Source organism: Cyclonatronum proteinivorum (genome assembly GCF_003353065.1).
Lineage (GTDB): Bacteria > Bacteroidota > Rhodothermia > Balneolales > Cyclonatronaceae > Cyclonatronum > Cyclonatronum proteinivorum.
The window spans coordinates 1,942,501-1,954,758 of record NZ_CP027806.1 but is presented as its reverse complement, the minus strand read 5'-3'; the positions used below and the strand labels follow the sequence as shown (position 1 = coordinate 1,954,758).

General features: G+C 49.1%; 13 protein-coding genes (1 of these 13 only partly in view). 1 reads left to right on the top strand and 12 read right to left on the bottom strand.

Annotated elements, in window-relative coordinates; translation table 11 throughout:
- Nucleotides 1-60: 60 nt before the first annotated feature.
- The 11 genes from CYPRO_RS07590 to CYPRO_RS07540 all read right to left on the bottom strand — a co-directional run bounded on the left by CYPRO_RS07590 (nt 61) and on the right by CYPRO_RS07540 (nt 8,600).
- A complete protein-coding gene (locus tag CYPRO_RS07590; RefSeq protein ID WP_114984042.1) occupies nt 61-963 on the bottom strand; it encodes a TIGR01777 family oxidoreductase in 903 nt (300 codons plus the stop codon).
- Nucleotides 964-980: 17 nt separating this feature from the next.
- Nucleotides 981-1,802 carry a phosphatidate cytidylyltransferase gene (locus tag CYPRO_RS07585; RefSeq protein WP_114984041.1) on the bottom strand — a complete coding sequence of 274 codons (822 nt, stop codon included), beginning with the start codon at nt 1,800-1,802 and terminating at the stop codon, nt 981-983.
- A gap of 57 nt (nt 1,803-1,859) precedes the next feature.
- A complete protein-coding gene (locus CYPRO_RS07580) occupies nt 1,860-2,141 on the bottom strand; it encodes a putative signal transducing protein (RefSeq protein WP_114984040.1) in 282 nt (93 codons plus the stop codon).
- 3 nt (nt 2,142-2,144) lie between these two features.
- Entirely contained in the window at nt 2,145-3,086 is a 942-nt protein-coding gene (locus tag CYPRO_RS07575) for a CPBP family intramembrane glutamic endopeptidase (RefSeq protein ID WP_114984039.1), read from the bottom strand.
- Nucleotides 3,087-3,614, bottom strand: coding sequence for a hypothetical protein (locus CYPRO_RS07570; RefSeq protein WP_114984038.1), 528 nt, complete (start codon nt 3,612-3,614; stop codon nt 3,087-3,089).
- A gap of 7 nt (nt 3,615-3,621) precedes the next feature.
- Entirely contained in the window at nt 3,622-4,071 is a 450-nt protein-coding gene (locus tag CYPRO_RS07565) for a DUF2085 domain-containing protein (RefSeq protein WP_114984037.1), read from the bottom strand.
- A gap of 30 nt (nt 4,072-4,101) precedes the next feature.
- On the bottom strand, nt 4,102-4,941 hold the full coding sequence (gene nadC, locus CYPRO_RS07560; RefSeq protein ID WP_114984036.1) for a carboxylating nicotinate-nucleotide diphosphorylase: 840 nt from the start codon (nt 4,939-4,941) through the stop codon (nt 4,102-4,104).
- A gap of 1 nt (nt 4,942) precedes the next feature.
- Nucleotides 4,943-5,419, bottom strand: coding sequence for an acyl-CoA thioesterase (locus tag CYPRO_RS07555; RefSeq protein ID WP_114984035.1), 477 nt, complete (start codon nt 5,417-5,419; stop codon nt 4,943-4,945).
- Nucleotides 5,412-6,371: an acetyl-CoA carboxylase carboxyltransferase subunit alpha gene (locus CYPRO_RS07550; protein WP_114984034.1), complete on the bottom strand. Its 960-nt coding sequence runs from the start codon at nt 6,369-6,371 to the stop codon at nt 5,412-5,414. The genes CYPRO_RS07555 and CYPRO_RS07550 overlap by 8 nt, the downstream gene beginning before the upstream one ends.
- Before the next feature lie 77 nt (nt 6,372-6,448).
- Nucleotides 6,449-7,180, bottom strand: a complete 732-nt coding sequence (locus tag CYPRO_RS07545) for a polyprenol monophosphomannose synthase (RefSeq protein WP_114984033.1) — start codon at nt 7,178-7,180, stop codon at nt 6,449-6,451.
- A gap of 1 nt (nt 7,181) precedes the next feature.
- Nucleotides 7,182-8,600, bottom strand: coding sequence for a sugar transferase (locus CYPRO_RS07540; protein ID WP_114984032.1), 1,419 nt, complete (start codon nt 8,598-8,600; stop codon nt 7,182-7,184).
- A gap of 550 nt (nt 8,601-9,150) precedes the next feature.
- On the opposite strand from CYPRO_RS07540, the gene tgt reads away from it, so the two are divergent.
- Complete coding sequence (gene tgt, locus CYPRO_RS07535; protein ID WP_114984031.1) at nt 9,151-10,278, top strand: tRNA guanosine(34) transglycosylase Tgt; 1,128 nt, start codon at nt 9,151-9,153, stop codon at nt 10,276-10,278.
- A 47-nt stretch (nt 10,279-10,325) separates the two neighbouring features.
- On the opposite strand, the gene CYPRO_RS07530 is transcribed toward tgt, so the two are convergent.
- Nucleotides 10,326-12,258, bottom strand: the 3' portion of a protein-coding gene (locus CYPRO_RS07530; RefSeq protein WP_114984030.1) for a glycosyltransferase. Its footprint extends 242 nt past the window's final position; only the last 1,933 of its 2,175 coding nucleotides appear in the window; its start codon lies beyond the right edge, outside the window; its stop codon occupies nt 10,326-10,328.

Genomic DNA, 12,258 nt, shown 5'->3' with positions numbered 1-12,258 from the left:
AAATAAAAAAGCACGAACCCGCTGACAGGCCGGTTCCGCGCGAGATTGTTTGTGGCAGGATCAGTCTTCGAATAAGTTTTGAAGGGCTTTCAGCAGGGTTGGATAGCTGAAGGTGAAGCCGGCTTTTTCAAGCTTTCGGGGTACGGTTCGCTGACTTGCGACAAGGGCTTCAGCGGCTTCGCCCACAACGAGGCGCAGGGCGAACTCGGGCACAGCAAAGAAGGAAGGCCGCCCCATGACTTCGCCGAGTTGCTGCGCAAAATCTTTCATGGTCAGCGGGTGCGGCGCCGAAAGGTTGAAGGCGCCGTGCAGCTGATCTTCCTGAATGGCAAAAAGCAGTGCGCGGCTGACATCTTCGGTGTGAATCCAGGGGAAGTACTGACTACCGTTGCCAAGGGGACCGCCCACATACATGGAAAAGGGCGTAATCATTTTTTCAAGTGCGCCCCCGCCCTTGTCGAGCACAATTCCGATTCGGGGCATAACGAGACGAACCCCGAATTTACGGACTTCATCAGCTTCTTCTTCCCACTGCAAACATACGCGGGCGAGAAAATCATCCCCAGCCGGACTGTCTTCGTCAAGTACGGTGTCGCCGCGCGAGCCGTAGTAGCCAACCGCAGAGGCCGAGACCAGTACCTTGGGTTTGTTCTGTGCTTCTCCAATGGCATCAACGACCGCACGGGTCGTTTTAACGCGGCTTTTCAGGATTTTGGATTTGATGACCTCATTCCAGCGCTGATCAAAAAGGTTGTGACCGGCAAGATTGATGATGGCGTCTGATTTTTCAACCACAGACGCGAGGTTGTCATACGAAGCAAGGTGTGCTTTCTGGTGATTAATGTTTTTGCTGTGCTTGCCGGGGTTTCGGGTCAAAATGGTTACCTCGTGCCCTTCAGCAAGCAATAAAGCTACAAGCGATGATCCTACAAGTCCGGTTCCCCCGGTGATAGAAATATGCATGGATAAAAAACCAGTTGTCAGATTATGCCGGAAATACGAAGTACTTCCAGGTAAAGATATACGGCAGGCGCTGCAAGCAGTAACGCGTCGAAGCGGTCAAAAAATCCCCCATGACCTGGCAAAATGTTGGAAGAGTCTTTGGTATCATACATTCTCTTGAGTTTGCTTGCTGCCAGATCTCCAACAGGACCAAAAACGGAAACGAGAATTACGGCAGGCAGCAGGAGCAGCAGACTGATGGCTTCAGGCCGCGCAAGCATCATAACAATCACAAGACCGGCAAGTGCACCTGCGAAGCCTCCCGCAAAACCTTCCCAGGTTTTTTTGGGACTTATTTTGGGTGCAAGCAGGTTTTTGCCGAAGTTTTTACCGGCGAAATAAGCGAAAACGTCATTACCCCAAACCATCATAAGCACAGAAGCTGTGAGCACGAAGCCTGCAAACAGGTCATCCGGGAAGATTTGCTCACGCAGCAGCAGCAAAGTGAGAATGCCAATCGGTGCATAAAGTCCGCAAAAGATGGTGTGCACCAGTGAACTGTAGGAGCGGTCGGCTCCGCGAATAATTTCAGAAGCAATCAGCAGCAGGAAAAGGGCAAGCCCCCAAAGGTAGGGGAAAGGGATGTGCGGGAGCATCATCACCCAGAAGCCAATGGTGTACATAAAAGGCCGGCTCGGGCGTGTTCCCCCTTCGTTGAACATAGCCGCCATTTCCCACTGTATGATGAATACAACGGCTAACATCATGATTTTGAAGGACCATCCCCCCATCCAGACCACGCCCATAAACAAGGGCGCTGCAATTACTGCAAGCAGTATCCTTTTCTGAAGCTCAGACATTATCCCCCCAGTTTCACAAATATTAGGTTTAGTTTATATGATGTGCTTCAGCGCAGGCTACTCTTCGTTGCCGGGAAAATCATCAAGAAGCTCCCCGTCTTCGTATTCTTTGATGGCCGCGCGCGCGTCATCGACTTTATCGTTGGGCACATAAACGTAGAGCAGCGAAAGCTGCGAATGATTTACCGAATAGGCGGAATCTTTTTTAGACAGCAGCTGTGCGTCGAATCCCCGGTCGCTGAGGAAATTACGCATCATATCGGCTTCGAACTCCATATTGGTTTGGTACACACAGGTCCAGTCCTTAATGGCCGGGGCTTTGGGGTCGTTTCCAAACATAATTTACTCCGTTTTGGTGAGGGATATTTCAGACCTTTTGCTATACAAGTAAATCAAATAAACGGTAAGAATCAAACTTGAGGCAACAAGCCAAAGCGGAGGCATCATGGCTGATTCGGCCATTTCAAGCATATCCGGATTGCTGTGCACAAATGCGACCGTACCCGAGTTGTGAAAAAAGTGCATGAGCATAGCCGGATACACAGAGCCGCTTTTCACCGTAATCCAGCCCAGCACCATGCCGATAAAAGTAAGCGGAATGAGCTGCGTGAGCCGCAGGTGGAAGAGTCCGAAAATCAACCCGGTTATGAAAATCGCGGCTATAATGCCGTAGGCGTTTTCAAACAGCCGGTGAAGATAGGAGCGAAACATCACTTCTTCACAAATAGCCGGCACGACGCCAATGTTGGCAACCAGAAACCATAGCGCAAAAGAACCTACAAGCAGGCTTTCCAGCATTTGCACCTGCGCCTGTTCCATCTCCATGATAAATTCCGGCATCGGTATAAGCTGATTCATCCACCCCATAAATAAAATGAGCGGCTGAATGACCAGTATCAGCAGTGTAGCGACCAGAAATGTGAGGCTTGCGTTTTGCGGCATTTTGAACCGCATGGCTTCGCGATACTTTGATTTGGAAAAAGAAAGGCGGGCAACGAGCAGGGTTGCGAGCAACAAACCTACGATCTGCCCGGCCGAATTTCCGATAATGAGCAGCGCCATATTCTCTCCCAATGACTCCATCGTGAACGAGTCAACCCCTTCGGTGAGTAGAATCCCGGCGAAGGCAAAGAGTCCGCCTACAAGCTGAAAAATCAGAAACGCAATAAAAATCCAGGCAAAGGCGACGAGCCAGTCGGGAAAGCCGTTTCGCTCAAACCAGGGCTTTTTTACCTGGATAATGTAGGGGTTGAACCCGTTTGCAGGTTCTCTTTTTGGCTCCATTTAGAGCTCACCTTCCTTCTTTTTGAATATGGCTGTACCCGCCATTCCGGTAATCATATTGATGATACCCATCATACTAACGCTGAAAAGCAGGCCTAAAACAGAGAAACCGGTTTCTTCCTGTTGCCTTCTTGCGTCTTCAATATTATCAAGGGCTTCATTATCACCATAGGTTTCAATAAAAGTGGTGAGATTATCCAGAAACAGCGCGGAGGTATTCACACCGAGTAAGCCCCAGATGACATCCATAAAACTGAATACCACACCAAATACGGCGCCTGCGGTAAAACCGATAACGGCGCCCCGACCGAGCTCGATGTTTTCACCGAAGGTTGCTATATGCTGTCTTGTCGTAAGCAGACCGGGCGCAAAAAGTAAACCGCAGCAACCGAGGCAGCCGAGCAGGATTCCGCTGACGCCGGGCATAAGCAGCATGGCTCCGTACAAAATGAGAGAGGCTGCGGCTGCAAGGCCGGCACCGTTTAAAGCTGCGGATTCAAAAAAAGGGTTTTGCTCGCGTAATTCCATAATTAAACTATGATTTTGGTTTAACAGCAGTATAAATAATGAGGATGAGGCTCATGCCGGCAACGAGACCGGCAACAAACCTTGTGGCCGCCGTATTCGACCACCACCCCAAAAAGTTTCCGGTTACATCGGCTGTGTTGAGTAAAAAAGCGGCGGCTGTGACAATGAGCGCAAAACGCAGGGACGTGCTGAACTTCACAGGAGCCAGAAGCCCGGCGAGGGAAGCTGCAAAAAAGCCTGCATAAATGCCGAAGCAGCGGGCACAAACAGCCATGGTTTGTTCATCGAGCCCGAAACTGCGAGCCGGCTGTTGATGACACATATACCGGAATGCTTCATGCGACAGGCTGTGCAGGTACGACACATCAACAAATATGAAACCGCTTGCCATTAGCATGAGATAGCCTGAAGCAGCTAACAGCAGCCAGAGGCTTTGGCGGGTATCCGGCATTTTCATAGGTGCGCTCCCCTTAGCCCGTGCTGTTTATCACTCAAACAGAAGTGAAATATCAAGTGCATGCACTGAGTGTGTAATGCTTCCTGCAGAAACAAAATCCACTCCCGTACGGGCTACTTCGGGCAGACGTTCGAGCGTCATATTGCCGGAGGCTTCCGTTTGGGCAGCACCATTTATACGCTGTACCGCTTCGGTGAGCTCTTTATTATTCATATTATCCAGGAGGATGATGTCAGCAATACCGGTCTCCAGCACTTCATCAATTTGGGAAGCCGTTACGACTTCAATTTCAATTTTCTGCGTGCCCCCGAGTTTTTCCCGATGTGCGGCGCAAGCCTGCAGTGCCTGCCGTACGCCACCCGCGACGGTGATGTGGTTTTCCTTGATCAGGTACATATCATCCAGGCAAAAGCGGTGATTGGTACCGCCCCCCAGCTTTACCGCGAGCTTATCGGTCCAACGCTGTCCGGGCATGGTTTTTCGGGTATCCAGCAGCCTTGTGTTAGTGCCTTCAAGTGCAGCAGCAAAACGGTTGGTTTTGGTAGCAATGCCGCTCATGCGCTGCATGAAGTTCAAACAGGTACGTTCCGCTGTTAAAATGGCCCCAGCAGGTCCCGTAATTTCGGCGATTAAATCCCCCCGTTTGATCCTACTGCCATCTTCGATCAGCTGCCTGAACTGAATGCGGGAATCAACGCGTGCGGCAATAAAAGCTGCCAACGCATTTCCGGCAAGTATGCCGCCTTCTTTGGCTACAAAAAAAGCTTCAGCTTGCTCGGCTCCGGAGAATACGGCTTCGGTCGTGACATCACCCTTGCCAATATCTTCACGCAGGGCCAGATCAACAATGGCTTCAACCAATGGATTCATACTACTCCTGATGGTCTTCCTTATGCATGACGGCTTTCATACCTTCGAGAAAGGCGGCCGGCGGCGGACAGGGCCGGCGGGTTTCTTCACTCACAAATACCAGTACAACATGTGCTGTAAGTCGTGTTTTACCGTCTTCCCCAACGACTTCATACCAGGTATTCAGCCGCGTGGAAGGGGGATCGAAAATCAGCACGCGGATGGTAATGAGTTCATCATAAAATACCGGCCGCATGTAATCGATGGAGACGTGCGCAACGGGCAGCATAACGCCCATTTCTTCCAGATTGAGGTATGAAATGCCCGCTTCCCGAATCATTTCCGTCCGCGCCTGTTCAAAATACTCCAAAAAACGGCCGTGATAGACGTAGCCCATTTTATCTGTTTCGGCGTAGCGGCTGCGCAGCTTCAGCTCGTACGTGTAGAGCGGTACCTGTTTACTTTTAATGGGATTGGCTTGCAATTGCGGATCAGGCATTTTTTTCGTCATAAAAACCCATATTGGCGTATTTGTCAATGCGCTGATCAACAATCTCCTGCGCGTTCAGTTTTTTGAGGCGGCGCAGGCTTTCAAGGAGTTGTTTTTTGAGAGCCGCAGCGGCGCCGTCATAATCGCGGTGTGCACCACCAACCGGCTCGGGAATAACCCCGTCAATAATCTTCAGCTCCATAAGGTCCGTTGCGGTGAGTTTCAGGGCTTCAGCGGCCTGTTCCTTATACTCCCACGTTTTCCATAAAATTGAGGAGCAGGACTCGGGTGAAATGACCGAGTACCAGGTATTTTCCATCATATACACTTCATTGCCCATACCGATACCCAAGGCTCCGCCGCTTGCGCCTTCCCCAATCACAACGGTTACGATGGGTACTTTGAGAACCGCCATTTCGCGGAGGTTATCGGCAATGGCTTCCGCCTGTCCCCGCTCTTCGGCTTCCAAACCAGGGAATGCACCCGGGGTGTCAAGCAGGGTGATGACGGGAATGTCGAACTTTTCCGCCAGTTTCATCAGGCGGAGTGCTTTGCGGTAGCCTTCAGGATTGGACATACCAAAATTGCGGTACTGCCGGCTCTTGGTATCACGCCCTTTTTGCTGACCGATAATCATCACCGAGATCCCGTCAATGGTCGCAAAACCCCCAACGACAGCTTTATCATCGCTCATTTTCCGGTCGCCGTGCAGCTCTGTGAAGTGCTCGCAGATCTTATAAATATAATCGAGGGTGTAGGGCCGCTCGGGATGACGTGCCAGCTGTACTTTTTGCCAGGGCGTAAGATTGGAAAATATAGAAACACGAAGATCATGAACCCGTTGCTGCAGACGTTCAATTTCGGGACGTAACACGTCATTTTCCGGAATACGAATAGCGTTCAGCTCTTCGATTTTTTTCTCGAGATCCGCTATGGGCTTTTCAAAATCAAGGTAGTTCATAAAAATCAGGTTTTGAGAAAAGGTAGTTCACTTCACGAATAGATTTTCAGCAGATTGCGCAAGCTGCACATGCTGTGCTACAGCCGGTTAAAAAAATGACGAAACTTGAGTGCCCAGACCATCCAGACGGCTTCAAGGATGATGGGTTTTGATATTTTTGATTTCCCGAATTGACGGTCACGGAATATAATAGAAAGTTCGCTTACTTTAAATCCGGCTTTCCAGGCCCGGTAGTGCAGTTCAATCTGAAAGGAGTAGCCGTTTGACTTGACCCGGTTCAGCGGAATGCTTTCCAGTACTTTTCTGTGAAAGCATTTGAAACCGGCCGTTGTATCCCTGACAGGCAGTCCGGTAACCCAGCGGGCATACACATTGGCAGAATAAGACAGGATGAGGCGGGAAAGCGGCCAGTTAATAATACTGATCCCGTTTTGATAGCGGGAACCGATCACCACATCCCCGATGCCTTGCGCTACGGCTTCAACCAGCCGGGGCACATCATTGGGATCATGCGACATATCAGCGTCCATTTCACAAATGTAAACGTAGTCGTGACGCAGGGCAAAAGCGAAGCCGGCTACATAGGCAGAACCCAGTCCCTGTTTCGATGGCCTTTCAATCAGATGAATCCGCCCGGGATATTTGGGGGCTTGCTCCCTGATGATTTCACGGGTGCCGTCCGGAGAGCTGTCATCCACAAAGAGTACATGCACACAGCCGCGCAGCTGCATTAGGCGCGGGATGAGCAGCCTGACATTTTCTTCTTCTTCGTATGTAGGGATTACTACGATGGTCTTTGGGTCCGTCATTTTATTGCCCCTTCCCGGACAGCATGGTCGCAATGGTATTAATCAAAATTTTGATGTCCATTTTCAGCGAAATATTCTCCACATAAAAGAGGTCGTACTTGGTTTTTTCTTTTACATCATCAAAGGTTTCATCGTACTTCCACTTGACCTGTGCCCAGCCGGTAATACCCGGCCTTACGCGCAAGCGCCGGGCATAAAGCGGGATTTGGGCTTTAAACTGATTCACAAAATGCTCCCGCTCAGGTCGCGGGCCGACCAGCGACATATCGCCCTTGATCACATTCCAGAGCTGTGGCAGCTCGTCGAGGCGAAGCTTACGCAGCCAGTAGCCCACAGGGGTGATTCGGGAATCGTTCTCCGTTGCCCAGGTCGGACCAGTCTTGGCCTCCGCATTTACATACATACTCCTGAACTTGTACATAATGAAAGGCCTGCCGAAAAGCCCTACACGCTCCTGCGCAAAAATGACCGGCCCCGGGTCGGTCAGGCGAATAATTAGCGCAACGAGCAGCATAACCGGTGCACTGACGACCAAAATGAGAATAGAGAGCACAACATCCATCAGCCGCTTCACCGATTTTTCCCAGGCAGGCATGGGATCCGGCATGACCTCAATGAGCGGCAGGCCAAAAATCTGATTGGTCTTGTTCATACCGCTGATAATCTGATAAAAATCCGGAATAAGTTTAACTGAGATGTTGGGTTTGTTAATCAGATCGAGGATGGTGATCAGCTTGTCCCTGTTGGCCGGCTCAACCGCAACAATGACATCTTCTATGCCATGGGTTTCAATAATGGTGTTGAGTTCCTGAACCTTGCCAAGCAGCAGCTTCCGGTCAATTTTAATGTCGTCTTCCTTTGTATGACGGGAAGCGTCGATGAAGCCCGCCACATCTAGCCCGGTTGTTTTATGGCGCATGATGTCGGCATAAACTTCTTTTGCCGTATCTCCAATGCCGATAATGACCGCTTTATGAAGCCCGTACCCTTTGGAAACCGCAACTTTCTGTATGGTGCGAACCACAATACGGTTCAGTGATACGAATCCGAAAATGAGCAGCCAGTATACCAGGGTTAAGTTTTTAGCCTGCGCGATATTTTGCGGATTCCAGTTCAGGTCGTCCGTGAAAAGCAGGAAAAAGAAAACCAGAATGCCAATCAGGCTGATTTTCGCAACCCTGAGAATTTCATCAAACCGGGAAGCGAGATAAAGGCGCTTATAGAGACCGAAAAAGGCAAACATAGCCAGCCAATAGACCGTGATGATCAGACCCGGAAGGAGTACCAAAGCCGGAGCGACGGTTTGGTTTTCACCAAACCACTGCAGCTCAAACCGCAGGTAGTAAAAAACATACCATGCAACAGAAAATGCTAAGGCGTCACCCAGAAGAGTGACCAATACGTCTTTACGGCGCTCCACTCAATGAAAGGTTAATGAATTGATTCAGGACAGGAAACTTCACAGGATAAGCTTTGTTTCGATTGCATTGCAACAAAAGTGCTTTTCTGAATGCTAACGGTTTCAGGTCGACCGTAGCTAAGGCGCAGCAATCCAAAAATGCAGTCAGAAGCTTTAATCAAGGCAAGTTTGTTTAATGATCAGAAATGATGATGAATGATTGCGGCAACGCTCGCCGGGCAACAGTACAGCTTGCTAAACGGCCTTGTGAACATTGCAGGGCTTTATTTAGTATCCTATGCAGTATGTTTAGCCTGACATGTAAACATCAGGACCGGTTTATTGACAGACAACATCACACCGTGTAAGATTTTGATATTATGGGCTATGCAAAAAAAATTACAAAAAGTAACGACAAATAATTCTGTTTTGATTTATGCGACAGAGGAACAGTAATTGACCCTGTATTTGGGACCGGTTAATAAGAATAAAATTCTATTCCGGCATTCGCTTCAGAGTTGCTTAACTTACCGTTTTTAAGAACGCTGAAAATAAGGAAATAAAGACTAAAGTGTTTCAACTTCTGAAGAACGACCCGAAAACCAAAGCACGGCTTGGCCGGCTAACGACTGATCACGGCACGATTGAGACGCCAATTTTCATGCCTGTGGGCACCTTAGCTACAGTTAAGGCTGTTGAACAGCAGCAACTGAAGGATCAGGTCAAAGCGCAAATTATCCTTGGCAATACGTATCACCTGTATCTCAGGCCTGGCAACGGAATCATGCGTGAGGCGGGTGGTCTGCATCAGTTCATGAAATGGGATAAGCCTATTCTAACGGATTCCGGCGGATATCAGGTTTTTTCGCTGTCGGATAACCGCAAGCTCGAAGAGCGAGGGGTTACCTTTAAAAGTCATCTCGACGGTTCAAAACATCAGTTTACCCCGGAAAGCGTAATCGAAACCGAGCGCATTCTGGGTTCCGACATCATGATGGTACTTGATGAGTGCCCGCCCTACCCTTCCACCTACGAGTACGCGCTCAATTCCATGCACCTGACACACCGCTGGGCTGCCCGGTGCAAAAAAGCATTTGACGAATCGGAGCCCCTTTACGGACACAGGCAGTTTCTGTTCGGTATTGCGCAGGGCAGCACCTACAAAGATCTGCGGAATGCCTCTGCAGAAGCCATCGCTGCACTTGATTTTGACGGCAATGCCATCGGAGGACTGAGCGTAGGTGAACCCAACGAGCTTATGTATGAAATGACCGATCATATAACGGACTACCTGCCGCCGCATAAAGCCCGCTATCTCATGGGCGTTGGCACACCCGCAGATTTACTCAACGGTGTTGCGAGAGGGGTGGACATGTTCGACTGCGTAATGCCTACCCGAAACGCCCGCAACGGGACAGTTTTTACCCGCAACGGAATCGTTAACCTCCGCAATGCCAAGTGGAAAAACCACCATAAGCCTCTTGATGAGGATTTCCCAAGTGATTTCTGTTCCAAATATACCATGGCGTACCTGCACCATCTCGTCCGGTGCAATGAAATTCTCGGTATGACCCTCGCATCACTGCAGAACCTGACTTTTTATTTATGGCTGATGGAGGAAGTCAGACGAAATCTTGCTGAGGGAACCTTCGCGGATTGGTACCTTCCTATGATAGAAAAGGTAAAGACCCGGCTTTAGGGCATGGCTCTGATATCACCATTTGAAGCAGCGGCAAGCAGGAATACTCACGCTGACTTTTCTGGAGCAGCCGCCCCCCGTTCCTGCAAATAGGCTGTAAAGTGCTTGCGCGGACCTGACAAATATTTGAAAAGGATTTCGACATCTTTCCAGATAGAGTAAGTCTGCAGGTAGTGCAGCTCTTGCCGCTGTTTTTCATCATCGCGGAACAAACGGTCCTCATTCAGCTGCCGCTGACCGGTCAGCCCCGGCTTGTAATACACAAAACTGCCCTGCCGGCTGGGAATTATCGGCGCCCCGACAAGGCTGAATTCACCGGTAAATACTTTTCGCATAAAAGTTATGGTATTGAGCAGCCTATGGGAACTGTAGGGCGTAAAAAACGCAATATTCTGAGACGTTGAGGAATCAATAAACAGGTTGACCGTCTCCCGTTTAGTTTTTTTGATGGATGCATTCAGCTTTAAAAATATCCAGGGCAGAAACATCACAAACAAAAAGAAGCCGGAAAGTGAGAAGTCAAAAGCACGTTTCAGCAACCGGTTCCATGCTGTCAGCGATGGAATTTCGAGATCCACAACGGGCACATCATCGAAATACTCCACATTGGATTTTCCGATAATGTAATCCAGAGATCCGGGCACTACCTTGCATACCACCTGCGTGTCCCGTAACTGACTGAGGGAAGAAAGGACGTCCACATGGGAGATCTTTTCAAGCATGAAAATCACCTGATCCGCACGATAATTTTTAACCATCTCCGGAAGCTGTGACACATGACCAAGCACTGGGATATCCTCTATGGTTTGCAGCGGTTCATCCTGCCGCTGTGTGACAAGCCCGATAATATCGTAATTCCAATCAACCTCTCCCCTGATTTTGCGGATTGCCGGCTGCGTATGATCCCCAATACCCGCAACAAGCAGCCGTACAGGCTGAATCCTGCCCTTGGCTGATGATCCCTGATAAAAGAAACGCGCTGTTACAAGACGAATAGCAGGCAGCAGCAGCAGCAATACAAGCGTAGTTGCCAAAAGAATAAGCCTGGAGAAAGCAATATCCCTAAAGAAGAAAGTGATGCTTGCCACTGTAACCAGTGAAAAAAGCAAGGCTTTAACTACATGACTCCAGCTGTGCAGGTTTTTATTATAGAGCCCGTAGTATTTCGCAAAAATCAGATAGGCCGCTGAATGCAAAAAGTTTACGGATAAGAAAATCGGCTGATAGGCCTGAAAAATATCTGCAGGAGCAATACTGTAACGGTATAAAAAGAAACCGACCAAAACAAGATTCAGCAGCAGTAAGTCGGAAACCGGCCGCAGTGAACGGTTAAACAGAGAGAACACATAAGACGCCGCTGATTTTGTGACGACGCCCAGCAGAATAAAATATTTGAAGAAGATGCTGTAGCCATAACTGTAATGCTTTTCAAAGAACTGATACAGCACTTTGTTGAAAGTTATGATATAGCGCAGGTTTTCTTTCTTGGTGCTTTCTCCTTTATAATGTATGATGCTTGTATCAGGAACATAGCGGATCCGGTACCCGGCTTTGAGCGTACGATAGCAAAGGTCGATGTCTTCTCCATACATAAAAAAGCGCTCGTCAAAGCCATTGAGCTCTTGCAGTAAACCGGTACGGTAAAACATAAAGGAGCCGGACAAAACTTCAATGTCTGAAGCCTCGTCCTCATTCTGACCGCCAACATAGTATGAGGCAAAGCGGGGATGGTTGGGGAAAAGCTTTGTCAGGCCCAGCACCTTATACATGGCATTCATAGGCGTTGGTACAGACCTGCGTGATTCAGGTGCGAATGTACCGTCAGGATTTAAAATCTTACAACCGCTTGCACCAACATCAGGATGAGCTTCCATGAAATTAAATAATACCCCAAGCGTATCCTCCCCAATCAGCACATCGGGATTAACAAGCAGCGTATATTTTCCGGTAGCCTGAATAATAGCCTGATTGTTCGCTTTA